The following is a 25,951-nucleotide window of genomic DNA, read 5'->3' on the forward strand; positions in this document are numbered from 1 at the left end:
TCACCTAGCCGAGCAGCGAGATGTCCGCCACGCCCAGGAACAGGCCGCGCAGCTGCGCCAGCAGGGCATAGCGGTTGGCGCGCACGCTGGCGTCCTCGGCATTGACCAGCACCTGATCGAAGAACGCGTCCACCGGCTCGCGCAGCTTGGCCAGACGCTCCAGCGCCTCGCGGTAGCAGCGCGCGGCCGCCAGCGGCTGTACGTCCTGCAGGGCATGCTGGATGGCAGCATTCAGCGAGAACTCGCTGGCGTGGTCGAAATAGCGGGCCTCGACAGCGGCTGGAAGCTGGCCTTCCTGCTTGCTCAGCAGGTTGGACACGCGCTTGTTGGCCGCGGCCAGCGAGCCGGCTTCCGGCAGCGCACGGAACGCCTGCACGGCCTGCACGCGCTGGTCGAAGTCCAGCGCGGAACGCGGCTGCACGGCGCGCACCGACAGGTAGGTGGAGACGTCGATGCCTTCGTCCTCGTAGCGAGCGCGCAGACGGTCGAAGACGAACTCCAGTACCTGTTCGGCCAGGCCGGCGGCCTTGACCTTGTCGGCGTACTGGGCGACGGCAAACTCGACGGCTTCGACCAGGTCCAGGTCCAGTTGCTTCTCGATGAGAATACGCAGCACGCCGAGGGCGGCGCGGCGCAGGGCGTAGGGGTCCTTGGAGCCGGTGGGCAGCATGCCGATACCGAAGATGCCGACCAGGGTATCCAGCTTGTCGGCCACGGCCACGGCAGCGCCGGTCAGGGTCTGCGGCAGCTCGGCGCCGGCGCCGCGCGGCATGTACTGCTCGTTGAGCGCCAGGGCGACGTCGTCGGCTTCGCCGTCATGCTTGGCGTAGTAGTAGCCGGCGATGCCCTGCATTTCCGGAAACTCGCCGACCATCTCGGTGGCCAGGTCGCACTTGGAGAGGATGCCGGCGCGGCGGGCGTTGTCCGCATTGCCACCGATGCGTTCGGCGACGAAACCGGCCAGCGCCGAGACGCGTTCGGCCTTGTCCAGCACGGTGCCCAGCTGCGCCTGGAACACCACGTTGGCCAGGCGCTGGTTGAAGCTTTCCAGCTTCTGCTTCTTGTCCTGCTTGAAGAAGAACTCGGCGTCGGTGAGGCGCGGACGCACCACCTTCTCGTTGCCGGAAACGATCTGCGCCGGGTCCTTCGACTCGATGTTGGCCACGGTGATGAAGCGCGGCAGCAGCTTGCCGTGGGTATCCAGCAGGCAGAAGTACTTCTGGTTGTCCTGCATGGTGGAGATCAGCGCTTCCTGCGGCACGGCCAGGAAACGTTCCTCGAAGGAACAGACCAGCGGCACCGGCCACTCGACCAGCGCGGTCACCTCATCCAGCAGTGCCGGCGGCACGATGGCGGTGCCGTTCTCGGCCTTGGCCAGTTCGGCGACGCGGGATTCGATCTGCGCGCGGCGCTCGGCGAAATCAGCCAGCACGTAGGCGCTGCGCAGATCTTCCACGTAGCTGTCCGGACGGCTGATGCGCACGTCGTGGTTGGCATGGAAGCGATGCCCGCGCGAGGTGCGGCCGGCCTTCTGGGCAAGGATCTCGCACTCGACCACGCTGTCGCCGAGCAGCATCACCAGCCAGCGGGTCGGACGCACGAATTCTTCCTTGCGATCGGCCCAGCGCATGCGCTTGGGGATCGGCAGGGCATTGAGCGACGCTTCGACGATGCTCGGCAGCAGGGCCACGGCGGGCTGGCCGGCGATGCGCTGGGAGAAGCGCAGCTTGGCGCCGCTGCGGTCGATCTCCGCGACGTCCACGCCACATTTGCGGGCAAAGCCCAGGGCGGCCTGGGTCGGGTTGCCGTCCTTGTCGAAGGCGGCCTGCACCGGCGGGCCATCGAGGTTCACTTCACGATCGGGTTGCTGCACGGCCAGTTGGCTGACCTGCACGGCCAGCCGGCGCGGCGCGGCGTAGTAGCAGGCAGTGGCATAGGCCAGGCCGGCGTCCTTCAGGCCCTTCTCGATGCCGGCCAGGAAGGCTTCGGCCAGGCTCTTGAGCGCCTTGGGCGGCAGCTCTTCGGTGCCCAGTTCGACCAGAAAATCTTGAGCGCTCATTATTCGGCCTCCTTCAGCTTGGCCAGGACTTCGTCACGCAGTGCGGGGGTGGCCATCGGGAAGCCGAGGCGGGCGCGGGCCAGCAGGTAGCTCTGGGCGATGTTCCGCGCCAGGGTACGCACACGCAGGATGTACTGCTGGCGGGCAGTCACCGAGATGGCGCGGCGCGCGTCCAGCAGGTTGAAGCTGTGCGAGGCCTTGATGACCATTTCGTAGGCGGGCAGCGGCAGCTGCTGCTCCATCAGCCGGTTGGCCTCGGACTCGTAGTGGTCGAACAGCTCGAACAGCTTGTCGACGTTGGCGTGTTCGAAGTTGTAGGTGGACTGTTCCACCTCGTTCTGGTGGAACACGTCGCCATAGGTGACCTTGCCGAACGGGCCGTCGGAGTAGACCAGGTCGTACACCGAATCCACGCCTTGCAGGTACATGGCCAGGCGTTCCAGGCCGTAGGTGATCTCGCCGGTCACCGGGTAGCACTCCACCCCACCCACCTGCTGGAAGTAGGTGAACTGGGTCACCTCCATACCGTTGAGCCAGACTTCCCAGCCCAGGCCCCAGGCGCCCAGGGTCGGCGATTCCCAGTTGTCCTCGACGAAGCGGATGTCATGCACCGAGGTGTCCACGCCGATGCGGCGCAGCGATTCCAGGTACAGCTCCTGGATGTTGGCCGGGTTGGGCTTGAGCACCACCTGGAACTGGTAGTAGTGCTGCAGGCGGTTGGGGTTCTCGCCGTAGCGACCGTCGGTCGGCCGGCGGGACGGCTGCACGTAGGCGGCGTTCCAGGTTTCCGGACCGATGGCGCGCAGGAAGGTGGCGGTGTGGAAGGTGCCGGCGCCCATTTCCATGTCGTAGGGCTGCAGGATCACGCAGCCCTGTTCGGCCCAGAATTGCTGCAGGGCCAGGATCAGGTCTTGGAAGGTGCGCACGGCGGGCGTAGTCTGGCTCACGGAATTTCACCTGTGCTGATGCGGGGAGAAGCGTCCCGGCCGGATGAAGCCTGGTGGATCCGACAGGCGCTTTGACGACGTTCAAAGCCGCGAAGTATATCCGAATGACCGGCCCTCGATGCTAGGAAACACTGATGCCACGCTGCGCCTGGTGCACTGACGATCCGATCTACATCGCCTACCACGACCGCGAATGGGGCGTCCCCCAGCGCGATCCGGCGGTGCTGTTCGAATTGCTGATCCTGGAAGGTTTCCAGGCGGGACTGTCGTGGCTGACCGTGCTGCGCCGGCGTGACTATTTTCGTCAGGTACTGCACGGTTTTGACCCGCAGCGTCTGGCCAATTTCAGTGACGAGGACATCCTGCGTCTGCTGCAGGATCCTGGCCTGATCCGCAATCGCCGCAAGCTGGAGGCGGTGCGTGGCAACGCCCGCGCCTGGCTGCGCATCGACGCACCCGCCGACTGGCTGTGGTCGTTCGTCGGCGGCACGCCGATAATCAACCGCCCTGCGCATATCGGCGAGGTGCCGGTACACACCCCCGAGGCCGAGGCGATGAGCAAGGCCTTGAAGAAGGCCGGCTTCAGCTTCGTCGGGCCGACCATCTGCTATGCGCTGATGCAGTCGGCCGGCATGGTGATGGACCATGTCGTGGATTGCCCGCGTCACGCCGAGCTCAGCCAGCCGCCGCGCTAGTCGGCGAGCCTTCCCGACCCGGATTGCGCTTGCGCGGGATGCCCCTGTGAATGATCCTTGCCGCCCCGGCCTGATAGCGGCTGGCCATTTTTTTGCAATGAACGTTTCGTGATGACGAAATGCCATTCCTGTAGAGAGGAAACGCGTGTGGAAAGAATCAAGGGAGCCCTGGCAGTCGGTTTCCTGAAGCTGCTGGCCCTGTTGCCCTGGCGCGCCGTGCAGGCGCTGGGCTCCGCCGTGGGCGTACTCATGTATCGCCTGCCGAACCGCTCCCGCGAGGTGGCGCGCATCAACCTTGAACGCTGTTTCCCGGAGCTTGACCCGGCCGCCCGGGAAGCCCTGCTGCGCGACACGCTGAAAGCCATTGGCAAGACCTTCACCGAAAGCGCCTGCGCCTGGATCTGGCATCCGCAGCGCACGCTGCAGAAGGTGCGTGAAGTGGAGGGTCTCGACGTCCTCGAGCGGGCCCTGGCCTCGGGCAAGGGCGTGGTCGGCATCACCAGCCACCTGGGCAACTGGGAAGTGCTCAACCACTTCTACTGCTCGCACTGCAAGCCGATCATTTTCTACCGTCCGCCGAAGATCCAGGCGCTCGATGACCTGCTGGCCGCGCAGCGCACCCAGATGGGCAACCGCGTGGCACCTTCCACCAAGGAAGGCATCCTCAGCGTGATCAAGGAAGTGCGCAGTGGCGGGCAGGCCGGCATTCCGGCCGATCCGGAGCCGAGCCGCAGCAGCGGTCTGTTCGTGCCCTTCCTGGGCACCCAGGCGCTGACCAGCAAGTTCGTGCACGGCATGATCAGCGGCCACAAGGCCGAGGCGCTGTTCCTGCATGCGGTGCGTCTGCCCGACGGCTCCGGTTTCAAGGTGATCATGGAAGCCGCTCCGGAGGCCATGTACAGCGAAGATGCACAAACCGCCGTGGCGGCGCAGAGCGAGGTCATCGCACGTTATGTGCGCGCCTACCCGGACCAGTACATGTGGACCATGAAGCGCTTCAAGCAACGCCCCGAGGGTGAGGCGAAGTGGTATTGACTGCTGTCAGCGGCGACCGCCGTCGCCATTCGCGTACGCCGCTCTACTGGCATATCCGCGTCTGGCACGAGAGCTTCGGTGAAAAGGACGCCCATACCCGTGACGTGTCCGCCGTGGGTGTCTATGTGGAGCTGCGCGAGCTGGTCAGGCTGCCGGTGGGTACGCGCCTGAAGGCGCAGATCCAGGGACTGCCATCCCCCGCTCCGGTGCTGGAGATGGAGATTCAGCGTACCGACGAGCGCGGCGCCGGTCTGCTGTTCATCCTCGATGACGCGCGCGGCTGAAAGCCGCTAGAATGCCGCCCGCCCCAAGCGGGCTTCATGGGTTCCCTCACCCCAGGTCAAAAAAAGGATCATCCGATGCCGTTGCCTACCCTGGCGGTCCAGCGTGCGCTGGCCGTGCTTATCGCGTTTCACATCCTCATCATCATCGCCAGCAACTACCTGGTGCAGATCCCGGTCAGCCTGTTCGGCTGGCACACCACCTGGGGCGCCTTCAGTTTCCCTTTCATCTTCCTGGCCACCGACCTCACCGTGCGTCTGCTCGGCAAGCAGGTTGCGCGGCGGGTGATTGCCCGGGTCATGCTGCCGGCGCTGCTGGTCTCCTATGGGGTCTCGGTGCTGTTCCAGGAAGGCACCTACCGCGGCGTCGCGGCCTTGCTGGAGTTCAACGACTTCGTGCTGCGCATCTCGTTGGCCAGCTTCGCCGCCTATGTGGTCGGCCAGTGGCTGGACATCCAGGTGTTCGACCGCCTGCGTCGTCTGCGCCAGTGGTGGGTGGCGCCCGCCGCCTCGACCACGCTGGGCACGCTGGTGGACACCTTCGTGTTCTTTTCGGTGGCCTTCTGGAACAGCAGCAATGCATTCATGGCGGCCAACTGGGTGGAGATCGCCGCAGTGGACTATGTGATCAAGCTGGCCATCAGCCTGGCGCTGTTCGTGCCGCTCTACGGCATGCTGCTCAACGCGCTGATGCGACTGCTGCCGGGGCGCCCGGCCACGGTGTAATCGCTGGTGGTGGCCAACGCTGTGCGTTGCCCACCCTACGGTGCGTCTCCGTGTAGGGCGGTCGGCGCTGTTTACGAGCGCGCCGGCTTGTCCAGCTTCTTCAGGAACACCGTCATCTCCTTCTCGGCCTGCTTGTCGCCGTGACCCTGCGCCGCCTGCAGGCCCTGTTGCCAGGCCTGGCGCGCGCCGTCGAGGTCGCCGCTGGCGTGCAGCGCCTTGCCCAGCAGCTTCCAGGCGGCGGAATACTTGGGGTCCTGCGCCACGCAGCGGCGCAGATGCTCGGCGGCCCTGGCCGGATCGCCGGCATCCAGATAGCCCTTGCCGAGCCCGAAGCGCAGCAGCGGGTTGTCGATTCCCTTGGCGAGCATGTTTTCCAGCGATGCGAGCATGACGGCGGTCTCCGTGCGGACCCGCTCACCTTAAAAGAATGCCAACCCCACTTGGAAGAGCCGTTCCACATCGCGGATATGGCGTTTGTCCATCAGGAACAGGATCACGTGGTCGCCGGACTCGATCAGGGTGTCGTCGTGGGCGATCAGTACTTCCTCGTCGCGGATCACCGCGCCGATGGTGGTGTCCGGCGGCAGGGCGATATCGCGGATGCGCCGCCCCACTACCTTGCTGGACTTGGCGTCGCCATGGGCGATGGCCTCGATGGCCTCGGCGGCGCCCCGGCGCAGCGAGTGCACGCTGACCACATCGCCACGGCGCACGTGGGTCAACAGCGTGCCGATGGTGGCCAGCTGCGGGCTGATGGCGATGTCGATCTCGCCGCCCTGCACCAGGTCCACGTAGGCGGTGTTGTTGATCAGGGTGATCACCTTGCGCGCGCCCAGGCGCTTGGCCAGCAGCGAGGACATGATGTTGGCCTCGTCGTCGTTGGTCAGCGCCAGGAACATGTCCGCGTCGTTGATGTTCTCTTCCAGCAGCAGGTCGCGGTCCGAGGCGCTGCCCTGCAGCACGATGGTGCTGTCCAGCACTTCCGAGAGATGCCGGCAGCGCGCCGGGCTCTTCTCGATGATCTTCACCTGGTAGCGGCTTTCGATGGCCTCGGCCAGGCGCTCGCCGATGTTGCCGCCGCCGGCGATCACCACGCGCCGGTAGCTGTCTTCCAGGCGGCGAAGCTCGCTCATCACCGCGCGGATGTTGCCGCGCGCGGCGATGAAGAACACCTCGTCGTCGGCCTCGATCACCGTGTCGCCGCGCGGCACGATGGCCCGGTTGCGCCGGTAGATGGCCGCCACCCGAGTGTCCACGCCGGGCATGTGGGCGCGCAGTTCCTTGAGCTGCTGGCCGACCAGCGGCCCGCCGTAGTAGGCCTTGCTGGCCACCAGCTGGGCCTTGCCATCGGCAAAGTCGATCACCTGCAGGGCGCCGGGGTATTCGATCAGGCGCTTGATGTAGTTGGTCACTACCTGCTCGGGACTGATCAGCACGTCGACCGGGATGGCCTCGTTGTCGAACAGCCCGGCGCGGGTCAGGTAGGCGGGTTCGCGCACGCGGGCAATCTTGGTCGGCGTGTGGAACAGGGTGTAGGCCACCTGGCAGGCGACCATGTTGGTCTCGTCGCTGTTGGTCACCGCCACCAGCATGTCGGCATCGTCGGCGCCGGCCTGGCGCAGCACGGTGGGAAACGAGCCGCGGCCCTGAATGGTGCGGATGTCCAGGCGATCACCCAGCTCGCGCAGGCGGTCGCCGTCGGTGTCGACCACGGTGATGTCGTTGGCCTCGCTGGCCAGGTGCTCGGCCAGGGTGCCACCCACCTGGCCGGCGCCGAGAATGATGATCTTCACCTGTTAGCTCCGTTAGCAGGCCACTGAGAGGTCAGCCACTAGCCGCGCGGGCCAGCGGCAATCTTCATCAGCTTGGCGTAGTAGAAACCATCGTGGCCGTCCGGCTGCGGCAGCAGCTGGCGTCCGTGGGCCGGTTTGATGCCGAAGTTGCCCGGAATATCCAGTTCGCGCGCGCCCGGCGTGCGCGCCAGGAAGGCGTCGATGTTAGCGCTGTTTTCCTCGGGCAGCACCGAGCAGGTGGCGTAGAGCAGAATGCCGCCGACCTCGAGGATCGGCCACAGGGCATCCAGCAGTTCGCTCTGCAAAGTGGCCAGGGCACTGATGTCCTCGGCCTGGCGGGTGAGCTTGATGTCCGGATGGCGGCGGATTACCCCGGTGGCCGAACAGGGGGCATCCAGCAGGATGCGCTGGAACGGCGTGCCGTCCCACCAGGCGGCGGTGTCGCGGCCATCGGCGGCGACCAGCGTGGCCTGCAGGCGCAGGCGATCCAGGTTTTCACGCACCCGGGTCAGGCGCAGCGGCTCGGCATCCAGCGCGATCACCTCGCCCAGGCCCGGCTCGCGCTCCAGCAGGTGGCAGGTCTTGCCGCCCGGTGCGGCGCAGGCGTCCAGCACGCGCTGGCCGGGCGCCAGTTCCAGCAGGCCGGCGGCCAGCTGCGCGGCCTCGTCCTGCACGCTGACCCGCCCCTCGGCGAAGCCCGGCAGGCCGGTGACGTCGCAGGGCTGCAGCAGGCGGATGCCGTCGGCGCTGAACGCGCAGGGTTCGGCTGAAAGGCCGGCGGCGCGCAATTCGTCCAGATAGGCGTCGCGGCTGCCGTGGCGCCGATTGACGCGCAGGATCAGCGGCGGGTGCAGGTTGTTGGCCGCGCAGATGGCTTCCCAGTGCTCAGGCCAGTCGGCCTTCAGGCGCTTCTGCAACCAGCGCGGATGAGCGGTGCGGCTGACCGGATCGCGCTCCAGTTCGGTGAACAGCGCCTCGCCTTCGCGCTGCGCGCGGCGCAGCACGGCATTCAGCAGGCCCTTGGCCCAGGGCTTCTTCAGCTTGTCCGTGCAGCCAACCGTTTCGCCGATGGCGGCATGCGCCGGGACGCGGGTGTGGAAGAGTTGGTAGAGGCCGACCAGCAGCAGGGCCTCGACATCGCGATCGGCGGCCTTGAACGGCTTCTGCAGCAGCTTCTCGGCCAACAGCGCCAGGCGCGGTTGCCAGCGGGCGGTGCCGAAGGCCAGTTCCTGCACCAGTCCGCGGTCGCGGGCTTCGACGCGCTCGAGCAGCGGCGGCAGGCTGCTGCCCAGCGAGGCGCGGCCCTGCAGGACGGCCGCCAGGGCCTGGGCGGCCGCCAGGCGCGGGTTCATGCGCCGAACACCAGGCCGGCGGCGAACTGCTCGCGGCGGCTGTTGTACAGGTCGCTGAAAGCCAGCGGCTTGCCGCCCGGCAACTGCAGGCGGGTGAGCAGCAGCGCACCCTGGCCGCAGGCCACGCGCAGGCCGTCCTTGCCGGCGTCGAGAATCGTGCCCGGCGCGCCGCTGCCGTCAGCGAGCTGTGCCGCATGCACCTTCACCGCTTCGCCGGACAGGCCGCTGTGGCAGATCGGCCACGGATGCAGCGCGCGGATCTGCCGCTCCAGGTCGACGGCCGGACGGCTCCAGTCCAGACGCGCCTCGTCCTTGCTGAGCTTGTGGGCATAGCAGGCCAGCGCATCGTCCTGTGCTTCTCCCTTGAGCGTACCGGCCTCCAGGCCGTCGACGGCCTCGACGATGGCGCGCGCGCCCAGTTCGGCCAGGCGGTCATGCAGCGTGCCGCCGGTATCCTCGGCGCTGATCGGCGTGGTCACCTTGAGCAGCATCGGCCCGGTATCCAGGCCGGCTTCCATCTGCATCACCGTCACGCCGGATTCGGCATCACCGGCTTCCACCGCGCGCTGGATCGGCGCCGCACCACGCCAGCGCGGCAGCAGCGAAGCGTGGCTGTTGATGCAGCCCAGGCGCGGAGTATCCAGCACGGCCTGCGGCAGGATCAGCCCATAGGCGACCACCACCATCAGGTCGGGTTGCAGGGCGGCCAGTTCCGCCTGGGCGGCCGGATCACGCAGCGTCTGCGGCTGATAAACCGGGATGTTGTGGGTCATCGCCAGTTGCTTGACCGGGCTGGGCATCAGCTTCTGGCCGCGGCCGGCCGGGCGATCGGGCTGGGTGTAGACGGCCACCACCTGGCGGCCTGCCTCAAGCAGGGCCCGCAGGTGCTGGGCGGCGAATTCGGGGGTGCCGGCGAAGACGATACGCATGGGAGCTCACTGACGAAAAAGGCTTGCCGAAGCAAGCCTTTGGGTTCGGATCACGCCTGCTGGCGGTGTTGTTTTTCCAGCTTCTTCTTGATGCGGTCGCGCTTGAGCTGCGACAGGTAATCGACGAAGAGCTTGCCGTTGAGGTGGTCGCACTCGTGCTGGATGCACACCGCCAGGAGGCCTTCGGCGATCAGCTCGTAGGGCTGGCCGTCGCGGTCCAGCGCCTTGATCTTCACCTTCTGCGGGCGATCGACGTTCTCATAGAAGCCGGGCACCGACAGACAGCCTTCCTGGTACTGGTCCATCTCGTCAGTCAGCGGCTCGAACTCCGGGTTGATGAAGACCCGGGGCTCGGACTTGTCCTCGGACAAATCCATCACCACCACGCGCTTGTGTACGTTCACCTGGGTTGCCGCCAGGCCGATGCCGGGAGCGGCATACATGGTCTCGAACATGTCGTCGACCAGCTGACGAATGCTGTCATCGACCACCTCCACCGGCTTGGCGAGGGTGCGCAGCCGCGGATCGGGGAATTCGAGGATGTTGAGAATGGCCATAAGCGTTTGTGAAACAGGTATGCAATTGGAAAAAGGCCCACTGCTAAGATCCGGCAGCGGTGCAAAAGTGCCTGCAAACCACGGTTTTCAAGGGTTTGAAGCGAGGTCGGGCAATTTTGCGCGGAGCCACATCATAAAGGGATTCAGCCCATGAGGAAAACACTACTCGCCCTGCTGCTGCTGGCCGGTGGCGGCCTGGCCCAGGCCCAGGTTGAGCTGCGCGACGGACATCCGGAGCGCTACACGGTCGTCAAGGGCGATACCCTGTGGGATATCTCCGCGCGGTTTCTCGACCGACCCTGGAAATGGCCGCAGATCTGGCACGTGAATCCGCAGGTGGAGAACCCCCACCTCATCTATCCGGGCGATGTGCTCAGCCTGGTGTATGTGGATGGCCAGCCGCGCCTGACCCTGGAGCGCGGCACCTCGCGCGGTACGGTCAAGCTGTCCCCGCAGGTGCGCAGTACCCCGCTGATCGAGGCGATCGCGCCGATTCCGCTGGAAGCGATCAACAGCTTCCTGCTGGCCAACCGCATCGTCGACAGCGCGGAGGATTTCGAGCGTGCACCCTACATCGTCGCCGGCAACGCCGAACGCGTGATCAGCGGCAAGGACGATCGCGTCTACGCCCGCGGACGCTTCCCCAATGACGAGCCGGTGTACGGCATCTATCGCCAGGGTCGCACCTACGTCGATCCGGTCACCCGTGAAGTGCTGGGCATCAATGCCGACGACATCGGCACCGGCCAGCGCATCGGCGAGGAAGGCGACATCACCACCCTGCGTCTGACCCGCTCCACCCAGGAAATCCGCATCGCCGACCGGCTGTTTTCCACCGAGGAACGCACCCTCACCTCCTCCTTCGTGCCCAGCGAGCCATTGCAGACCATCGACGGGCTGATCCTCGACGTGCCGCGCGGCGTGACGCAGATCGGCCAATACGATGTGGTCACCCTCAACAAGGGCCGTCGCGACGGCCTGAGCGAGGGCAACGTGCTGGCCATCTACAAGACCGGCGAAACGGTGCGCGACCGCCTCACCGGCGAGCAGGTCAAGATTCCCGATGAGCGCGCCGGCCTGCTGATGGTGTTCCGCGCCTACGACAAGCTCAGCTACGGTCTGATCCTGCAGGCCACCCGGCAGATGGCGGTGCTCGACAAGATTCGCAATCCCTGACCCGGTTCCAGGGATCACCCAGCCGCTCTCGCCCCCTGGCAGAGCGGCTTTTTTGTGCCCTTTCGTGACCACCTTACGATCACTGGTGCCCCGCCGTGTAGGACGGATAACGCAGTGCTTGGCCGCCGAAGCGGTGTGCACAGGGCGTCGGTCGTTACCCGCGGCTATCCTTGCAGCCTTTCTGAGCCGATCAGGGACGATCGCATGAACCACCTGACTTCGCCTGCCGAACTGGAAGCGCGTCTGCGTCTGCACGCCTTGCCGGAACTGGGCCCGCGTCGTTTCCGGCGCCTGTTGCAGGCCTTCGAAACCGCCAGTGCCGCCCTTAGCGCGCCGGCCTCCGCCTGGCGCGCACTGGGGCTGCCGGCGGTGTGCGCGGAAGCGCGTCGCAGCGCGTTGGTGCGCCAGTCTGCGCAGGACGCTCTGACCTGGCTGCAGCAGCCCGACCAGCACCTGCTGTGTTGGGACCACCCCGGCTATCCGGCGCTGCTCGCCGAGCTGGATGACGCCCCGCCGCTGCTGTTCGTCGCCGGCGATCCGGGGCTGCTGGAGCGTCCGCAGCTGGCCATCGTCGGCAGCCGGAACGCCTCGCGGCCGGGGTTGGAATGTGCCGGCCGTTTCGCCCGGGAACTGGCCGGTGGCGGTTTCGTGGTCACCAGCGGGCTGGCGCTGGGCATCGACGGTGCCGCCCACGAGGGCGCGCTGCAGGCGGGCGGCGGAACCATCGGCGTGCTCGGCTCCGGGCTGCTGCGCCTCTACCCCGCCCGACATCGGCGTCTCGCCGAACGCATGCGCGCCGAGGGCGGCGCGCTGGTTTCCGAACAGCCGCTGGATGCGCCACCGCTGCCGGCCAATTTTCCCCGCCGCAATCGCATCATCAGTGGGCTGTCGCTGGGTGTGCTGGTGATCGAGGCGAGTCCTTCCAGTGGTTCGCTGATCACTGCGCGACTGGCTGCGGATCAGGGGCGTGAGGTGTTCGCCGTGCCGGGTTCGATTCACCATCCGGGCGCGCGCGGCTGCCATCAGTTGATCCGCGACGGCGCCAGCCTGGTGGAAAGCGTCGATGACATCCTCCAGCAACTGCGCGGCTGGCAGCGACTTGCGCCTGTCGCTCCGTCTGGCGCGCAGTCGGCCGAACAGAAGCAGCATCCGCTGCTTGCCCTGCTGTGGGCCGCCCCGCACAGCAGCGAAGCGCTGGCGGTGGCCAGTGGCTGGCCGATGGCGCGGGTGCTGGCCGAGTTGACCGAGCTGGAGATCGATGGCCGGGTGGCCTGTCAGGCGGGCATCTGGAGCGGGCTGGCCAAATAGCGGCGCAGCGCAACGCGGACGGGCGCTTGCGGTACACTGCGCGCCCGGTTTTTTCGGTAGAGCGAGTGGCATGAACAGCAGTTGGCGCATCCGCCAGGTGGCGGGCGTGGTGAAGGGTGGCGGGGTGATCGCGTATCCGACCGAAGCGGTCTGGGGCCTGGGGTGCGATCCCTGGAACGAGGCGGCGGTGCGCCGTCTGCTGGCCCTCAAGTCGCGACCCATGCACAAGGGGCTGATCCTGGTGGCCGCCCGCGCCACCCAGTTCGATTTCCTGCTCAACGACCTGCCCGGCGAATGGCTGCTGCGCCTGGCCGATTCCTGGCCGGGTCCGAACACTTGGCTGGTGCCCCATCAGAACCGCCTGCCCGCCTGGATCACCGGGCGGCATGCCACCGTGGCGCTGCGGGTCAGCGACCATCCGCTGGTGCGGGCCCTGTGCGCCCACACCGGCCCGCTGGTCTCCACTTCCGCCAATCCGGCCGGGCGTCCTTCGGCGCGCAGCCGCCTGCGCGTCGAACAGTACTTCCACAACCAGCTGGATGGCCTGCTGGGTGGCGAGCTGGGCGGTCGGCGCAATCCAAGCCTGATCCGCGATCTGGCCACCGGCAAGGTGATCCGCCCGTCCTGAGCGGTACGCCTCCCGCCGCGCACGTTCCGTAGCGGTCAGCGCTGTTCTGGTCGCCGAGGCGCGCCGGGCCGGCGCGTTGGTGGACAAGGAAAACGTTGTCCACCCTACGGTTGCACGGAACCTCTGGGAGCAGCTTCAGCCGCGATGGATGCCAACGGCTTCCCCCCTTCGCCAACGACTACGGCAGCAGGATGGTCGACCCCACCGTCTCCCCCGCCGCCAGCGCCCGCTGCGCCTCGGCGGCATCAGCCAGCGCATAGCGCTGGCTGATTTCCACCTGGATCTGGCCGCGGGTGATCATGCCGAACAGCTCGTCGGCCATCGCCTGCAAGCGGTCCGGAGTGTTGGCGTAGCCGGCCAGGGTCGGACGGGTGACGTACAGCGATCCCTTCTGCGCCAGCACGCCCAGGTTGACGCCGCTCACCGCACCGGAGGCATTGCCGAAGCTGACCAGCAGGCCGCGCGGCGCCACACAGTCCAGGGAGATTTCCCAGGTGGACTTGCCCACCGAGTCGTAGACCACCGGGCACTTGGCGCCGCCGGTCAGCTCCAGCACGCGCTGACGGATGTCCTCGCGGCTGCGGTCGATGGTCGCCCAGGCGCCTAGTGCCTTGGCGCGCTCGGCCTTTTCCGCCGAACCGACCACACCGATCAGCTTGGCGCCGATGGCCCTGGCCCACTGGCAGGCCAGCGAACCCACGCCACCGGCGGCGGCGTGGAACAGGCAGAACTCGCCCGGCTGCAGTTCGTGGGTCTGGCGCAGCAGGTATTGCACGGTCAGCCCCTTGAGCATCACCGCGGCGGCTTGCTCGAAGGAGATGGCCTCCGGCAGTCTGACCAGCTTGTCGGCCGGCAGCACATGCAGCTCGCTGTAGGCGCCCAGCGGGCCGGTGGCGTAGGCGACCCGGTCGCCGACCTTGAAGCCGGTCACCGCGCTGCCCAGCGCCTCCACCTCGCCGGCACCTTCGGTGCCCAGGCTGGACGGCAGCGCCGGCGGCGCGTACAGCCCGCTGCGGAAATAGGTGTCGATAAAGTTCAGACCGATGGCGCGGTTGCGCACCCGCACTTCATGGGGGCCGGGCGCGGCGGGCGCGTAGTCGCGGTACTCGAGGACCTCGGGGCCGCCGTGGGCGCTGAACTGGATACGCTTGGCCATTCTGGATCTCCACAGGAAAAGCGCCTATCGAAACCCTCCCCGACACCGGCGTCAACCGCGCGGATGGTATGCTTTCGCGCCTGTTTACCAACTTCGCCAAGGTGCTGGGTTCATGAGTGTCCCGCTCGATGCCGTCAAAGCCTACCTGCTCGACCTGCAGGACCGTATCTGTGCCGCGCTGGAGGCCGAGGACGGCCGCGCGCGCTTCGTCGAGGACGCCTGGCAGCGCCCGGCCGGCGGCGGTGGCCGCACGCGGGTGATCGGTGACGGCGCGCTGATCGAAAAGGGCGGCGTGAACTTCTCCCACGTGTTCGGCGACAACCTGCCGCCGTCGGCCAGCGCCCACCGGCCGGAACTGGCCGGGCGCGGCTTTCAGGCCATGGGCGTGTCGCTGGTCATCCACCCGGATAACCCGCACGTGCCCACCTCCCACGCCAACGTGCGACTGTTCTGCGCCGAGAAGGAAGGCGCCGAGCCGGTGTGGTGGTTCGGCGGCGGCTTCGACCTGACGCCTTACTACGCCCACGAGGAAGACTGCGTGCACTGGCACCGCGTGGCCCGCGACGCCTGCGCGCCGTTCGGCGCGGATGTCTACCCGCGCTTCAAGGCCTGGTGCGACCGTTACTTCTTCCTCAAGCATCGCAACGAGCCGCGCGGCATCGGCGGGCTGTTCTTCGACGACCTGAACGACTGGGACTTCGACACCAGCTTCGCCTTCCTGCGTGCCATCGGTGACGCCTATCTGGAGGCCTACCTGCCGATCGTGCAGCGCCGCAAGGCCACGCCGTTCACCGAAGCCCAGAAAGCCTTCCAGGAGTACCGGCGCGGCCGCTACGTGGAGTTCAACCTGGTGTTCGACCGTGGCACCCTGTTCGGCCTGCAGTCGGGCGGACGCACCGAGTCGATCCTCATGTCGCTGCCGCCCAAGGTGCGCTGGGGCTACGACTGGCACCCCGAGCCGGGCAGCGAAGAGGCGCGGCTGACCGAGCACTTTCTAACCGCCCGCGACTGGCTGGCGTCCTAGTCGCAGCGTAGGGTGGTCACGGCGTGCCGTGGCCATCGTCGGCCTTTTTCATGTTTGCAGTCTGGAGCCTTTCATGGACCGCTACGGCGTCTTCGGCAACCCCATCGCCCACAGCAAATCCCCGCTGATCCACCGCCTGTTCGCCGAACAGACCGGCCAGGCGCTGACCTACGAGGCACTGCTGGCGCCACTGGATGATTTCGCCGGTTTCGCCCGCGCGTTCTTCCGCAACGGCCTGGGCGGCAACGTCACCGTGCCGTTCAAGGAAGAGGCGTTTCGCCTGGCCGACACCCTGACCGCGCGCGCGCAGCGCGCCGGCGCGGTGAACACCCTGAAGAAGCTCGACGATGGCCGTCTGCTCGGCGACAACACCGATGGCGCCGGCCTGGTGCGCGACCTGACCCACAACGCCGGTGTTGCCCTGCGCGGCCAGCGCATCCTGATTCTCGGCGCCGGCGGCGCGGTGCGGGGCATCCTCGAACCCTTCCTTGCCGAGCGGCCGGCGGAACTGCTGATCGCCAACCGCACGCCGGCCAAGGCCGAAGCCCTGGCCGAGGCCTTCGCCGACCTCGGCCCGCTGCGCGCCTGTGGGTTCGATTACGCGGGCGAGCCGTTCGACCTGATCGTCAACGGCACCTCGGCCAGCCTGGCCGGCGACGTGCCGCCGATCGATCCGCACCTGATCCGTCCCGGCCATACCCTGTGCTACGACATGATGTACGGCGCCCGGCCAACCGCCTTCAACCAGTGGGCCGCAGACCACGGCGCGGTGACCCGCGACGGCTTGGGCATGCTGGTCGAGCAGGCGGCGGAAGCGTTCTTCCTGTGGCGCGGTGTGCGCCCCCAGGCGGAGCCGGTCCTTCAGATGTTGCGTCGCCAGTTGCTGTAGTGCTCCGGGTGGCGCCGGCAATAGGCATAGCAGCCGATCGCCGCGCCGATCCCCAGCAGCAGCGCCACGCCGGCCAGCGGATGCTGGCGCGCGCAGTCCTGCGCCGCGCGCCCGGCCGCCCGGGTACTGTCCAGCAGATCTCTGGCGTGCCAGTCGCGATCCTGCCACAGCGCTTCGGCCCGGCTGCGCAAGCCGGACAAGCCATGCTGGCCGCGCAGGTGTTCACGGCTCAGTTCCTCGAGGGCGCGCCGCAGGCGCGTCAGCTCTGCTTCGACGTCGGTCTGGGTCGATGATGAGTGGTTGCCGAACCAGGACATGATGGATCCTCCCGTGAGTGTCAGCTCAACAGACCTGACACCGTCCGGGAGGTGCGACCGGCGGGATGGCCGGTGTCAGCGCCGCACGTCGTGCAGGATCTCGTGGACGATGCCGGTGGCCAGCACCACCGGTACCAGATCGCCGCCGGCGCGCCGCCACTCATGACCCCGGTAATGCGGCACGTAACGGTGCTGCTGGGCGTTCAGGCGCCGCCCCCAGCCGGGCGGTAGCGGCTTGCCGCGCACGATATGTACATGCGGCAGCGGCGTCGGGCCGTAGCCGATGTGATGGCGGTTGGCGTGGATCTGTACGCGCACCGGTCGAAAATCCGCTGGTGGACGGGGCGCCTGATGCGCCGGGCGCGCGTGCTTGACCGGCGGCTGGTGCGCACGGGCCCCTGGATGGGCCTGATGGCGTGGTGGAGGCCCGGACTGCATGGCCGGTTGCCGGCCAGTGTGCGGTGCCTGATGCTGCGGCTTGCGCTCCGGTGCGGTCTGCTGCCAGCCGGGCATCACGGCCGTGTAGGGCGGCGGCGCGGCATGACGCGGGGGCGGATGGTGCGACTGCTCGTAGCCCGGCGCCGCCAGCGCCAGGGAGCTGCCCAGGGTCAGCAGCAGGCCGAATGAGACGGCCAGACGGGACGCTTGCATGGTCGTCTCCTTGAAGGATGAGTCCGGCGAGTGAACCGGGTGCGCTGGCATCCTAACCCTAGCCAAGGCTGAGGGAGGCCTGTCAGATGACTTTTACCTTCGCCTGCGTAATGTCAGCGGTGACTTACACACTGCAACGCAATAGACGCGGGTTCGCTTCAATAGAGCTGCCAGTCGTATAGCTTTTTGCTATTAATACGCGGCTCATTCAGGAAGGAAGCCCGGTTGTGACCCCTATTCGTTTTGCCCCGCTGCGCGCTGCTGTTCTGCTGATGGCCGGTGTCTGGTTGCCGGTGCTGTCCCACGCTGCGCCCGCCGTATGGGTGGCAGGGTTGTACAGCGAAACCGACCAGGGCAGGCGTGACGGCCACGACGGCCACATCAGTTACAGCCGTGGCGCGGCCGTCGGTGTAGATGCCCGCCTGAGCCAGCGCTGGACACTGGGTGTCGGCTACCGTCAGCTGAGCACCGATGCCCGGGATGCCAGTGGCGGTCGCCTGCACGCCGACACCTGGCAGGGGTTTCTGAACGGCGGCTTCGAGCACGGCAATCTGCAGGTGCTGGGTAGTATGGAGTATGGCAAGGCCGAACACCGGCTGAGACCGGCGGACGACTACGACGGTAGCCTGCTGGGCGCGAACCTGACCCTGGCCTATCGGCATCATCTGCAGGGCACCGTGCATGTGATTCCGCGCGTGCTGGCGCGTTACAGCCAGGTGGATATCGACGATGCGGGCCGCGTCGAGCGTCAGGAGGTGGGAGAGCTGGGCGCCGGCGTGCACCTGGTCGGGCGCGTGCCCCTCGACCAGGGCCAACTGGTCCAGACCATTCGCCTGATGCGTTACCACGAGCTGATGGATGACCGTATCGACACCGCAGCCGTGTACGTGATCGATGGAGCGCCGTTGCTGAGCGGCGGGGCGCGGCGCGACCGCAACAGCTACCAGTTGGGCTTGGGCATGGATTACCAGTTGGGCGGCTTCACCCTCGGCGCCAGCTACGGCTACTACTCCCGCGCAGACTTCCACGCCAACACGGCGTCGCTGCAGGTCCAGCTGGCGTTCTGAACCGCGCCGGCCTGAACGGCGCTGACCGCCCTGCGCTTGTGGTGCTTCGGCGCAGGGCAGGCATGAAAAAGCCGCTGCGCCCTCCCGGACGCAGCGGCTTTTTCGTTGCGCTGGAACCAGAGGTCAGCCGCGCGCCCCGCGCACCCCGGCCGCCAGCTCGCTGCACAGCGTCAGCACGTCATGGATGGCCTGCTTGGGTGTGTCGGCCTTGGCGATGCGGTCGACCAGCGCCGAGCCGACCACCACGCCGTCGGCGCGACGGGCCACGTCGGCGGCGTGTTCGGCGGTGCGGATGCCGAAGCCGATGCACAGTGGCAGGTCGGTGTGGCGACGCAGGCGGGCGACGGCTTCGTCGACCTGTTGCATGCTCGCCGAGCCGGCGCCGGTCACCCCGGCCACCGACACGTAGTACACGAAGCCGGAGCTGCCGTTGAGCACCACCGGCAGGCGTGCATCGTCAGTGGTCGGCGTGGTCAGGCGGATGAAGTCGAGGCCGGCGGCCTGGGCCGGGTCGCACAGGTCGGCGTTGTGCTCCGGAGGCAGGTCGACCACGATCAGACCGTCCACGCCTGCGGCCTTGGCGTCCTCGATGAAGCGCGGCACGCCGTAATGGTGGATCGGGTTGAAGTAGCCCATCAGCACGATCGGCGTGGTCTGGTTGTCCTCGCGGAACTCGCGGACCATCTGCAGGGTTTTCGCCAGGTTCTGGCCATTGCCCAGGGCGCGGATATTGGCCAGCTGGATCGCCGGGCCGTCGGCCATCGGGTCGGTGAACGGCATGCCCAGCTCGATCACGTCGGCGCCGGCGTCCGGCAGACCCTTGAGGATGTGCAGGGCGGTGGCGTAGTCCGGGTCGCCGGCGGTCAGGAAGGTCACCAGCGCGGCGCGATTCTGCTGTTTCAGTTCGGCGAAGCGGGTCTGCAGGCGGCTCATGCGCGGGTCTCCTCAAGCTTCAGGTGGTGCATCACGGTCTGCATGTCCTTGTCGCCGCGGCCGGACAGGTTGACCACCATGAGGTGGTCCTTGGGTAGCTGCGGCGCGCGCTTGAACATCTCCGCCAGCGCGTGGGACGACTCCAGCGCCGGGATGATGCCTTCCAGGCGGCAGCACTGGTGGAAGGCGGCCAACGCCTCGTCGTCGGTGATCGGCACGTACTCGACGCGGCCGATGTCGTGCAGCCAGGCGTGCTCGGGGCCGACGCCCGGGTAGTCGAGGCCGGCGGAAATCGAGTGGGCATCGATGATCTGCCCGTCGTCGTCCTGCAGCAGGAAGGTACGGTTGCCGTGCAGCACGCCCGGGGTGCCGCCGTTCATGCTGCTGGCGTGCTTGCCGGTGTCGATGCCGTGGCCGGCGGCTTCCACACCGACGATCTGCACCGAGGCGTCATCCAGGAACGGGTGGAACAGGCCGATGGCGTTGGAGCCGCCGCCGATGCAGGCGATCAGGCTGTCGGGCAGGCGGCCCTCCTGTTCCTGCATCTGCTGGCGGGTCTCCTTGCCGATGACGGACTGGAAGTCGCGCACCATGGCCGGGTACGGGTGCGGGCCGGCGGCGGTGCCGATCAGGTAGAAGGTGTCGTGCACGTTGGTCACCCAGTCGCGCAGCGCCTCGTTCATGGCGTCCTTGAGGGTGCCGGTGCCGGCGGTGACCGGAATCACCTCGGCGCCCAGCAGCTTCATGCGGAACACGTTGGCCTGCTGCCGGTCGATGTCGGTGGTGCCCATGTACACCACGCACTGCATGCCGAAGCGTGCGGCCACGGTGGCGGTGGCCACGCCGTGCATGCCGGCGCCGGTCTCGGCGATGATGCGCTGCTTGCCCATGCGCCTGGCCAGCAGGATCTGGCCGATGCAGTTGTTGATCTTGTGCGCGCCGGTGTGGTTCAGCTCCTCGCGCTTGAGGTAGATCTTCGCGCCGCCGCAGAACTCGGTGAGGCGTTCGGCGAAGTACAGCGGGCTCGGGCGGCCGATGTAGTCGCGCTGGAAGTAGGCCAGTTCCTTGAGGAACGCCGGATCCTGCTTGGCCTTCTCGTATTCGGCGGCCAGTTCGTGGATCAGCGGCATCAGGGTTTCGGCGACGTACTGGCCGCCGAAGCTGCCGAACAGGCCCTTGGCGTCGGGTCCGTTGCGTAATGAGGTCATGGGTAGGCTCCTGGATTCGAGGGGCGTTGCAGCGATGGTCAGACCTTAACCAATCCCCGATGCCTTAAAAAGCGATAAGATTGCCGCAATTCGTCAGGAAATATCACCTATGACCGCCTCGCTTCCCCCGCTCAATGCCCTGCGCGCCTTCGAGGCCGTGGCGCGCCTAGGTAGCCTGAAACGCGCGGCCGACGAGCTACACGTTACCCATGGGGCGGTCAGTCGGCAGCTCGCCAACTTGGAACAGACCCTCGGCGTGGCACTACTGGAGAAGGAAGGGCGCGGCGTAAAACTCACCGATGCCGGCGCCCGTCTCGGCGCGGTGGCCAGCGAGGCCTTCGAGCGGCTGACCACGCTGTGCGCCGAACTGCAACACCAGGCCAGCGAGGCGCCCTTCGTGCTCGGCTGCCCGGGCAGCCTGCTGGCGCGCTGGTTCATCCCACGCCTGGATCGCCTGCAGCGCGAGCTGCCGGAGTTACGTCTGCAGCTGTCGGCCAGCGAAGGTGAGCTGGACCCGCGCCGCGCCGGCCTGGACGCCACCCTGTGGTTTGCCGAGCCGCCCTGGCCGGCCGATGTTGCCGTGTTCGAGCTGGCCGCCGAGCGCATCGGTCCGGTGCTCAGTCCGCACCATCCCCGGGCGGCGCAATTGGGCGCGGCGCCGCCGGAGGCGCTGCTTGATGAGGCGCTGCTGCACACCGTCTCGCGGCCCCAGGCGTGGCCCACCTGGCTGCGCAGCCAGGGGCTGCAGCCGGGGCAACTGCGCCTTGGCCAGGGGTTCGAGCACCTCTACTACCTGCTGGAAGCTGCGCTGGCCGGCCTGGGCGTGGCCATCGCCCCGCAGCAGCTGGTGGCCGACGACCTGGCCGCCGGCCGTCTGTTGGCGCCCTGGGGCTTCGTGGAGACCCCGGCGCGGCTGGCCCTCTGGGTACCGCGCCGGCGCCTGGATCGGCGCGCCGAGCGACTGGCCGACTGGTTGCGTGCCGCGCTGGCGTAACGGCAAGGCTTTTCTATGCTGTTCCCCAGCCCATGCGGGCGCACTCATCCAGCGGTCCGCTGTCCATGACCGTACGGGCCAGGGCCCTTCATCAGGAGAGCGGCGACATGTCGGATCATCACACCTACAAGCTGGTCGAGCTGGTCGGCACCTCCCCCACCAGCATCGAAGACGCCATCCAGAGTGCGCTGACCGAGGCGGGCAAGAGTCTGCGCCTGCTGGAATGGTTCGAAGTGGTCAGCACGCGCGGGCACATCGTCAACGGCGCGGTCGGGCATTTCCAGGTGACGCTCAAGGTCGGCTTCCGCATCGCCAACAGCTGAGGAGGCCGCCATGAACCTGTTGCCGATCCTCGGGCTGATGCTGCTAGGCACTGAGCTCCAGGCTGCGTCCAAGCCCTGCGAGGAGCTCAAGGCGGAGATCGCCGCCAAGCTGCAAGCCCGGGGCGTGCATGAATACCAGCTGGAAATCACCAACCCCGGAGGGGCGGTGGGCTGGACCGTAGTCGGGACCTGCGAAGGGGGCAGCAAGGAAATCCTCTATCGGCGCGGCCGCGCCGAACTGCCCGATACGCTGCCGGACGATGAGGACGCCGACACGGCGCCCCTGCCTGAGGATGAGCGGGATGCCGGGCCGACGTCGCTGCCCGAGCCGATCCGGCCGTTGCCCTGATCGGGCGCCCTCGCCATGGCTCACGGAGGAGCGACTGGCAGTGCGGCGGAAGAGCTGATCCAGCGCGGCTATCAGGCGCTTTCCGCAACCGACCGACGGGCGCTGCTGCGCCCCTACCAGGACAATCGGTTTCGTGACGACGTGCAGGGCATGCGCGCCCTGGGCGCCCTGCTGATCCTGATCTTCCACCTGTGGGTCCACAAGGTATCCGGCGGCGTCGACGTGTTCTTCGTGGTGTCCGGCTACCTGATGGCCGGCCTGCTGCTGCGCCAGGCCGCCAATGGCGGGCGCCTGCGACCGATCGAGTTCTGGGCCGGCGTGGTCAAGCGGGTGGCCCCGGCGGCGTATCTGGTCCTGCTGTGCACCCTGCTGTTTGGCTATCTGTACGTTCCTGCGCCGCTCTGGCGCACCGTGATCGACGACCTGCTGTTCAGCGCCCTGCAGCTGGAGAATCTGCACCTGATGCGCAGCGGCGCGAACTATCTGGATCGCCACATGCCGCCCAGCCCCTTCCAGCAGTTCTGGGCGCTGTCCATGCAGATGCAGTTCTATCTGCTGCTGCCCGGCTTGCTGGGCGTCGCCCTGTGGCTGGCGCGCCACTTCGGCTCCCGCTGGCCGCTGCTGCTGGTCATCGGCGGCGGGGCCCTGCTCTCCTTCGCCTATGGCCTGTCGGCCACCGAGGCAAACCCGGTGCGCGCCTACTTCAATCCTCTGGCCCGACTCTGGGAGTTTCTCGTCGGTGCCCTGCTGGCGCTGGCCTTGCCCCTGCTCTCGGGGCCCGGCCGCCGGCTGAGCCTGACGCTGTCTGGCCTGGGGCTGGTCCTGCTGCTGGGCACCGGCGTGTTGGTGCCTCGGGACATGCCGTTCCCGGGCGTGGCCGCGCTGCTGCCGGTGCTGGCCGCCGCCCTGCTGCTGTATGGCGGCGCCCGCCGCGAGGCCTCGGTAATCCAGCGACTGTTGTCCACCCGCCAGCTGGTGTACCTGGGAGGCGTGTCCTTCACCCTCTACCTGTGGCACTGGCCGGTACTGGTCTTCATGCTGCACCTGCACGGGGTCGATCAGGTCAACCTGCCGCAGGGCCTGCTGGTGATCGGGCTGTCGCTGCTGCTGGCCATCCTCACCAGCCTGCTGGTGGAGACACCGGCGCGTCGCATCCCGCGCAACCACCCCTGGCGCGCCTTCATGCTCGGTGTGCTGTGCCTGATGCCGGTATTCGCGCTCTGGGTAGGGGGCAAGCATGTGATTCTCGACCGGCTGCGCATGGCGGAACAGGGCGGCGAATCCCGGGGCTTCTTCACCGGCAGCCGCATCAGCCTGCAGGACAACGCCCGCAGCGTGTCGCTGGCGCGTTTCATGGGCGTCAAGCGCGACATCAGTCCCGCCGCGCGGGAAAGCTGTGACCGTGGCATGTTCAGCGCAGAGATCATCCTGTGCACCTTCGGCGACCTCGAAGCCGCGCCGCTGGTGGCGCTGGTCGGTGGTTCCCACGCTTCGCAATGGGAGCCGGCCTTCTCGGAGATCGGCCGCCGCTACGGGTTCCGGCTGGTCACCATTGTCATGTCGGCCTGCTCGCTGGGCTATCAGCCGGTGGCGTCGCGCAGCGAGGACTGCCGGCGGTGGAATGCCGGCCTGCTGCCGGTGCTGGCGGCGCTGCGGCCGAACGTGGTGATCACCACCGCGACCCGTTCCTTCTCGCCAGGCCGGGCGGACGCTGTCGAGTTTGTGCCGGACGGGTTGGTGGAAAGTCTGAGGAAGGTCCTGGCACTGGACATCCCGGTGATCGGTATCCGCGACAATCCCTGGTTCCGCCGCGACCCCAGTGCTTGCGTCTGGCAGAACCCGGCGCGCGCCAGCCGCTGTGCGCGGCCGATGCAGGAGGTGCTGCTGGTGGTAAATCCGGCGCGCGCGCTGGAGGAGCGGCTGCCGGGCTTCCACGCCCTGGACCTGAGCCACCTGCTGTGTGTGGACGGGCGCTGTCCGGCGTACTTCGACGGCCACCTGATGTGGCGCGATCGAGACCACCTGACACGCTCCTTCGTCCACTACATGGCTTCGGCCGTGCAGGCGGCGCTCGAAACCCAGGCGCCGGTGCTACCGCGGCGCGGGCCATAGCCGGATCGCCGGATCAGCGCAGGTTGGTCAGGACGTCCAGGCTGCGCAGGCGCGCGGCGTTGTCGTAGAGGTCGCAGGTGAAGATCAGTTCGTCTGCCTGGGTGCGGTCGAGCAGCCGCTCCAGGCGCTCGCGAACCCGCTCGGGTCCGCCGATCACCGCCACGCCAAGGAAATTGTTCACCGCCTCCTGCTCCTGGGGCAGCCAAAGGTCGCGCATGTCGGCCACTGGCGGCTGCATGCGCAGGCTGTGGCCGCGGATCAGCGCCAGCACGCGCTGGTACAGCGTGGTAGCCAGGTACTCGGCTTCCTCGTTGCTGTCCGCCGCCACCAGCGGCACGCCGAGCATCACCTGCGGGCGGTCGAGCACGTCCGAGGGCTGGAACTCCTCGCGGTACAGGGCGATGGCCTGGTGCATGTACTGCGGTGCGAAGTGCGAGGCGAACGCGTAGGGCAGCCCCTTGGCGGCGGCCAGACGGGCGCTGAACAGGCTGGAGCCGAGCAGCCAGATCGGCACGCGGCTGTTGATGCCCGGCATGGCAATCACCGATTGCCCGGGCTGGCGCGGGCCGAGCAGGGCCTGCAGTTCCTCCACGTCCTGGGGGAAATCGTCCGGGCTGCCCAGACGATCGCGGCGCAGGGCGCGCGCGGTGAACGGGTCGGCGCCGGGCGCGCGGCCCAGGCCCAGGTCGATACGCCCCGGATAGAGCGCTTCCAGCGTGCCGAACTGTTCGGCGACCACCAGGGGGGAATGGTTGGGCAGCATCACGCCGCCGGCACCGAGGCGGATGCGCGAGGTGCCGGCGGCCAGATAACCGATCAGCACGGCGGTGGCCGAGCTGGCGATGCCGTCCATGTTGTGGTGTTCGGCCACCCAGAAGCGCTCGAAACCCAGCGACTCGGCATGCCGCGCCAGCGCCAGGGCATTGTGCAGGGCGTCGGCCGGCGTGCCGTCGTCACGGATCGGTGCCAGATCGAGGATGGAGAAACGGGTATCGGCAAGGCGACGCATGGCGGGACTCCCGGTCGGTCAAAACGGCCCGCAGCGTACCACTTCCGCGCGGGCCAGCGGCTCGGTGCCGTCCTGGTCGTATAACCAGCCCTGGGCCTTGAGGGCCAGCGGGCGGGCTTCGAAACGATAGTCCCGGCCGGCCTGGAAGTGGGCATAACGCAGGCGCAGCTCGCAGGTGACCCGGCGCGGCTCGCCGAACAGGCCGCTGCCCTGCCGGCTGTCGTACTGGTAGCGCAGTTGCAGCTCATGGGTGCCGGGCGCCACGTCAACATAGCGACCGTCGGCGAGCCGCTGCCCGTCCAGTCGCTGGGCGCTCAGCACATCGGCCGGGGCGGCGCGTAGGCTGATCCGCGCCTGCCCGGGATCGGCCGGCGGGACCGGTGCGGCGCAGGCGCCGAGCAGCAGTCCGAGCAAGGACGCGACGGGGCGCATG

General features: G+C 67.7%; 27 protein-coding genes and 1 pseudogene. 14 read left to right on the forward strand and 14 right to left on the reverse strand.

Going from position 1 to position 25,951, the window contains the following annotated elements:
- Window positions 1-4: 4 nt before the first annotated feature.
- Both glyS and glyQ read right to left on the reverse strand, forming a co-directional pair.
- Entirely contained in the window at window positions 5-2,059 is a 2,055-nt protein-coding gene (gene glyS / locus SF06_RS14600; protein WP_039562290.1) for a glycine--tRNA ligase subunit beta, read from the reverse strand.
- The gene (gene glyQ, locus SF06_RS14605) at window positions 2,059-3,006 is read right to left on the reverse strand and encodes a glycine--tRNA ligase subunit alpha (RefSeq protein ID WP_027588939.1); all 948 of its coding nucleotides are present in this window, start codon (window positions 3,004-3,006) and stop codon (window positions 2,059-2,061) included. Before glyQ ends, glyS begins: the two co-directional genes overlap by 1 nt.
- Window positions 3,007-3,140: 134 nt before the next feature.
- On the opposite strand from glyQ, the gene SF06_RS14610 reads away from it, so the two are divergent.
- The 4 genes from SF06_RS14610 (at window position 3,141) to SF06_RS14625 (ending at window position 5,743) form a co-directional block, all read left to right on the forward strand.
- Window positions 3,141-3,701, forward strand: a complete 561-nt coding sequence (locus tag SF06_RS14610) for a DNA-3-methyladenine glycosylase I (RefSeq protein ID WP_039562293.1) — start codon at window positions 3,141-3,143, stop codon at window positions 3,699-3,701.
- Between the two features lie 147 nt (window positions 3,702-3,848).
- A complete protein-coding gene (locus SF06_RS14615; RefSeq protein ID WP_027588941.1) occupies window positions 3,849-4,736 on the forward strand; it encodes a lysophospholipid acyltransferase in 888 nt (295 codons plus the stop codon).
- Window positions 4,733-5,020, forward strand: a complete 288-nt coding sequence (locus tag SF06_RS14620) for a hypothetical protein (protein ID WP_039562295.1) — start codon at window positions 4,733-4,735, stop codon at window positions 5,018-5,020. Before SF06_RS14615 ends, SF06_RS14620 begins: the two co-directional genes overlap by 4 nt.
- Before the next feature lie 75 nt (window positions 5,021-5,095).
- Entirely contained in the window at window positions 5,096-5,743 is a 648-nt protein-coding gene (locus tag SF06_RS14625; RefSeq protein WP_039562297.1) for a 7-cyano-7-deazaguanine/7-aminomethyl-7-deazaguanine transporter, read from the forward strand.
- 71 nt (window positions 5,744-5,814) lie between these two features.
- Here SF06_RS14625 and SF06_RS14630 read toward each other — a convergent pair whose 3' ends face one another.
- The 5 genes from SF06_RS14630 to def are packed head-to-tail and all read right to left on the reverse strand — an operon-like array spanning window position 5,815 to window position 10,374.
- Window positions 5,815-6,132 carry a tetratricopeptide repeat protein gene (locus SF06_RS14630; RefSeq protein WP_039562298.1) on the reverse strand — a complete coding sequence of 106 codons (318 nt, stop codon included), beginning with the start codon at window positions 6,130-6,132 and terminating at the stop codon, window positions 5,815-5,817.
- A gap of 30 nt (window positions 6,133-6,162) precedes the next feature.
- On the reverse strand, window positions 6,163-7,536 hold the full coding sequence (trkA, locus tag SF06_RS14635; RefSeq protein ID WP_027588945.1) for a Trk system potassium transporter TrkA: 1,374 nt from the start codon (window positions 7,534-7,536) through the stop codon (window positions 6,163-6,165).
- 38 nt (window positions 7,537-7,574) lie between these two features.
- Window positions 7,575-8,888 (reverse strand): 16S rRNA (cytosine(967)-C(5))-methyltransferase RsmB, encoded by a 1,314-nt coding sequence (rsmB, locus tag SF06_RS14640; protein ID WP_039562301.1) that lies wholly within the window; start codon window positions 8,886-8,888, stop codon window positions 7,575-7,577.
- A complete protein-coding gene (gene fmt, locus SF06_RS14645) occupies window positions 8,885-9,817 on the reverse strand; it encodes a methionyl-tRNA formyltransferase (protein WP_039562303.1) in 933 nt (310 codons plus the stop codon). Before fmt ends, rsmB begins: the two co-directional genes overlap by 4 nt.
- A 50-nt stretch (window positions 9,818-9,867) precedes the next feature.
- Window positions 9,868-10,374: a peptide deformylase gene (gene def, locus SF06_RS14650; RefSeq protein ID WP_027588660.1), complete on the reverse strand. Its 507-nt coding sequence runs from the start codon at window positions 10,372-10,374 to the stop codon at window positions 9,868-9,870.
- A gap of 150 nt (window positions 10,375-10,524) precedes the next feature.
- On the opposite strand from def, the gene SF06_RS14655 reads away from it, so the two are divergent.
- From SF06_RS14655 to tsaC, 3 genes are all read left to right on the forward strand, one after another.
- A complete protein-coding gene (locus tag SF06_RS14655) occupies window positions 10,525-11,550 on the forward strand; it encodes a LysM peptidoglycan-binding domain-containing protein (protein ID WP_039562304.1) in 1,026 nt (341 codons plus the stop codon).
- Window positions 11,551-11,754: 204 nt separating this feature from the next.
- Complete coding sequence (gene dprA, locus SF06_RS14660; protein WP_039562305.1) at window positions 11,755-12,858, forward strand: DNA-processing protein DprA; 1,104 nt, start codon at window positions 11,755-11,757, stop codon at window positions 12,856-12,858.
- Window positions 12,859-12,928: 70 nt separating this feature from the next.
- Entirely contained in the window at window positions 12,929-13,486 is a 558-nt protein-coding gene (gene tsaC / locus SF06_RS14665) for an L-threonylcarbamoyladenylate synthase type 1 TsaC (protein ID WP_027588663.1), read from the forward strand.
- Between the two features lie 178 nt (window positions 13,487-13,664).
- Here the strand turns inward: tsaC and SF06_RS14670 are convergent, their stop codons facing one another.
- A complete protein-coding gene (locus SF06_RS14670) occupies window positions 13,665-14,642 on the reverse strand; it encodes an NADPH:quinone reductase (protein WP_039562307.1) in 978 nt (325 codons plus the stop codon).
- 112 nt (window positions 14,643-14,754) lie between these two features.
- Here SF06_RS14670 and hemF point away from each other — a divergent pair, with 112 nt between their 5' ends.
- Together hemF and aroE are read left to right on the forward strand one after the other, a co-directional pair.
- A complete protein-coding gene (hemF, locus tag SF06_RS14675; RefSeq protein ID WP_039562310.1) occupies window positions 14,755-15,666 on the forward strand; it encodes an oxygen-dependent coproporphyrinogen oxidase in 912 nt (303 codons plus the stop codon).
- A gap of 73 nt (window positions 15,667-15,739) precedes the next feature.
- Complete coding sequence (aroE, locus tag SF06_RS14680; protein ID WP_039562312.1) at window positions 15,740-16,555, forward strand: shikimate dehydrogenase; 816 nt, start codon at window positions 15,740-15,742, stop codon at window positions 16,553-16,555.
- On the opposite strand, the gene SF06_RS14685 is transcribed toward aroE, so the two are convergent.
- Together SF06_RS14685 and SF06_RS17775 are read right to left on the reverse strand one after the other, a co-directional pair.
- A complete protein-coding gene (locus tag SF06_RS14685; protein ID WP_052199836.1) occupies window positions 16,528-16,872 on the reverse strand; it encodes a hypothetical protein in 345 nt (114 codons plus the stop codon). The genes aroE and SF06_RS14685 overlap by 28 nt on opposite strands.
- Before the next feature lie 75 nt (window positions 16,873-16,947).
- The gene (locus tag SF06_RS17775) at window positions 16,948-17,523 is read right to left on the reverse strand and encodes a hypothetical protein (protein ID WP_052199837.1); all 576 of its coding nucleotides are present in this window, start codon (window positions 17,521-17,523) and stop codon (window positions 16,948-16,950) included.
- Between the two features lie 227 nt (window positions 17,524-17,750).
- On the opposite strand from SF06_RS17775, the gene SF06_RS14695 reads away from it, so the two are divergent.
- Complete coding sequence (locus SF06_RS14695) at window positions 17,751-18,590, forward strand: autotransporter outer membrane beta-barrel domain-containing protein (RefSeq protein ID WP_039562313.1); 840 nt, start codon at window positions 17,751-17,753, stop codon at window positions 18,588-18,590.
- Between the two features lie 123 nt (window positions 18,591-18,713).
- Here SF06_RS14695 and trpA read toward each other — a convergent pair whose 3' ends face one another.
- Window positions 18,714-19,523 carry a tryptophan synthase subunit alpha gene (trpA, locus tag SF06_RS14700; protein ID WP_039562316.1) on the reverse strand — a complete coding sequence of 270 codons (810 nt, stop codon included), beginning with the start codon at window positions 19,521-19,523 and terminating at the stop codon, window positions 18,714-18,716.
- The gene (gene trpB, locus SF06_RS14705) at window positions 19,520-20,731 is read right to left on the reverse strand and encodes a tryptophan synthase subunit beta (RefSeq protein ID WP_039562318.1); all 1,212 of its coding nucleotides are present in this window, start codon (window positions 20,729-20,731) and stop codon (window positions 19,520-19,522) included. The genes trpA and trpB overlap by 4 nt, the downstream gene beginning before the upstream one ends.
- Before the next feature lie 109 nt (window positions 20,732-20,840).
- Between trpB and SF06_RS14710 the strand changes: the two genes are divergently transcribed.
- The 4 genes and pseudogenes from SF06_RS14710 (at window position 20,841) to SF06_RS14725 (ending at window position 24,509) form a co-directional block, all read left to right on the forward strand.
- Window positions 20,841-21,725, forward strand: coding sequence for a LysR family transcriptional regulator (locus SF06_RS14710; protein ID WP_039562319.1), 885 nt, complete (start codon window positions 20,841-20,843; stop codon window positions 21,723-21,725).
- A 107-nt stretch (window positions 21,726-21,832) separates the two neighbouring features.
- Window positions 21,833-22,048: a dodecin gene (locus SF06_RS14715; protein ID WP_027588671.1), complete on the forward strand. Its 216-nt coding sequence runs from the start codon at window positions 21,833-21,835 to the stop codon at window positions 22,046-22,048.
- 10 nt (window positions 22,049-22,058) lie between these two features.
- Window positions 22,059-22,277, forward strand: a pseudogene (locus SF06_RS18780) (DUF1161 domain-containing protein); the annotation flags it as partial.
- Between the two features lie 135 nt (window positions 22,278-22,412).
- Window positions 22,413-24,509: an acyltransferase family protein gene (locus SF06_RS14725; protein ID WP_039562320.1), complete on the forward strand. Its 2,097-nt coding sequence runs from the start codon at window positions 22,413-22,415 to the stop codon at window positions 24,507-24,509.
- 13 nt (window positions 24,510-24,522) lie between these two features.
- Here SF06_RS14725 and SF06_RS14730 read toward each other — a convergent pair whose 3' ends face one another.
- Together SF06_RS14730 and SF06_RS14735 are read right to left on the reverse strand one after the other, a co-directional pair.
- Window positions 24,523-25,518, reverse strand: coding sequence for an LLM class flavin-dependent oxidoreductase (locus tag SF06_RS14730; protein ID WP_039562321.1), 996 nt, complete (start codon window positions 25,516-25,518; stop codon window positions 24,523-24,525).
- An 18-nt stretch (window positions 25,519-25,536) separates the two neighbouring features.
- Window positions 25,537-25,950 (reverse strand): PA0061/PA0062 family lipoprotein, encoded by a 414-nt coding sequence (locus tag SF06_RS14735; protein ID WP_039562323.1) that lies wholly within the window; start codon window positions 25,948-25,950, stop codon window positions 25,537-25,539.
- Window position 25,951: the final 1 nt, after the last annotated feature.

This window comes from Pseudomonas flexibilis (assembly GCF_000802425.1).
GTDB classification, from domain to species: Bacteria; Pseudomonadota; Gammaproteobacteria; order Pseudomonadales; family Pseudomonadaceae; genus Serpens; species Serpens flexibilis.

What these genes read in the sequence shown, in the direction of transcription:
- fmt (WP_039562303.1), bottom strand. Translation starts at nt 9,817, where the DNA reads ATGCGTATCGTCTTCGCCGGCACCCCCGAATTCGCCGCCCAGCACCTG.
- def (WP_027588660.1), bottom strand. Translation starts at nt 10,374, where the DNA reads ATGGCCATTCTCAACATCCTCGAATTCCCCGATCCGCGGCTGCGCACC.
- tsaC (WP_027588663.1), top strand. Translation starts at nt 12,929, where the DNA reads ATGAACAGCAGTTGGCGCATCCGCCAGGTGGCGGGCGTGGTGAAGGGT.
- SF06_RS14655 (WP_039562304.1), top strand. Translation starts at nt 10,525, where the DNA reads ATGAGGAAAACACTACTCGCCCTGCTGCTGCTGGCCGGTGGCGGCCTG.
- SF06_RS14730 (WP_039562321.1), bottom strand. Translation starts at nt 25,518, where the DNA reads ATGCGTCGCCTTGCCGATACCCGTTTCTCCATCCTCGATCTGGCACCG.
- trpA (WP_039562316.1), bottom strand. Translation starts at nt 19,523, where the DNA reads ATGAGCCGCCTGCAGACCCGCTTCGCCGAACTGAAACAGCAGAATCGC.
- SF06_RS14715 (WP_027588671.1), top strand. Translation starts at nt 21,833, where the DNA reads ATGTCGGATCATCACACCTACAAGCTGGTCGAGCTGGTCGGCACCTCC.
- SF06_RS14670 (WP_039562307.1), bottom strand. Translation starts at nt 14,642, where the DNA reads ATGGCCAAGCGTATCCAGTTCAGCGCCCACGGCGGCCCCGAGGTCCTC.
- hemF (WP_039562310.1), top strand. Translation starts at nt 14,755, where the DNA reads ATGAGTGTCCCGCTCGATGCCGTCAAAGCCTACCTGCTCGACCTGCAG.
- rsmB (WP_039562301.1), bottom strand. Translation starts at nt 8,888, where the DNA reads ATGAACCCGCGCCTGGCGGCCGCCCAGGCCCTGGCGGCCGTCCTGCAG.
- dprA (WP_039562305.1), top strand. Translation starts at nt 11,755, where the DNA reads ATGAACCACCTGACTTCGCCTGCCGAACTGGAAGCGCGTCTGCGTCTG.
- SF06_RS14735 (WP_039562323.1), bottom strand. Translation starts at nt 25,950, where the DNA reads ATGCGCCCCGTCGCGTCCTTGCTCGGACTGCTGCTCGGCGCCTGCGCC.
- aroE (WP_039562312.1), top strand. Translation starts at nt 15,740, where the DNA reads ATGGACCGCTACGGCGTCTTCGGCAACCCCATCGCCCACAGCAAATCC.
- SF06_RS14625 (WP_039562297.1), top strand. Translation starts at nt 5,096, where the DNA reads ATGCCGTTGCCTACCCTGGCGGTCCAGCGTGCGCTGGCCGTGCTTATC.
- trpB (WP_039562318.1), bottom strand. Translation starts at nt 20,731, where the DNA reads ATGACCTCATTACGCAACGGACCCGACGCCAAGGGCCTGTTCGGCAGC.
- SF06_RS14710 (WP_039562319.1), top strand. Translation starts at nt 20,841, where the DNA reads ATGACCGCCTCGCTTCCCCCGCTCAATGCCCTGCGCGCCTTCGAGGCC.
- glyS (WP_039562290.1), bottom strand. Translation starts at nt 2,059, where the DNA reads ATGAGCGCTCAAGATTTTCTGGTCGAACTGGGCACCGAAGAGCTGCCG.
- SF06_RS14610 (WP_039562293.1), top strand. Translation starts at nt 3,141, where the DNA reads ATGCCACGCTGCGCCTGGTGCACTGACGATCCGATCTACATCGCCTAC.
- SF06_RS17775 (WP_052199837.1), bottom strand. Translation starts at nt 17,523, where the DNA reads ATGCAAGCGTCCCGTCTGGCCGTCTCATTCGGCCTGCTGCTGACCCTG.
- SF06_RS14630 (WP_039562298.1), bottom strand. Translation starts at nt 6,132, where the DNA reads ATGCTCGCATCGCTGGAAAACATGCTCGCCAAGGGAATCGACAACCCG.
- SF06_RS14725 (WP_039562320.1), top strand. Translation starts at nt 22,413, where the DNA reads ATGGCTCACGGAGGAGCGACTGGCAGTGCGGCGGAAGAGCTGATCCAG.
- SF06_RS14685 (WP_052199836.1), bottom strand. Translation starts at nt 16,872, where the DNA reads ATGTCCTGGTTCGGCAACCACTCATCATCGACCCAGACCGACGTCGAA.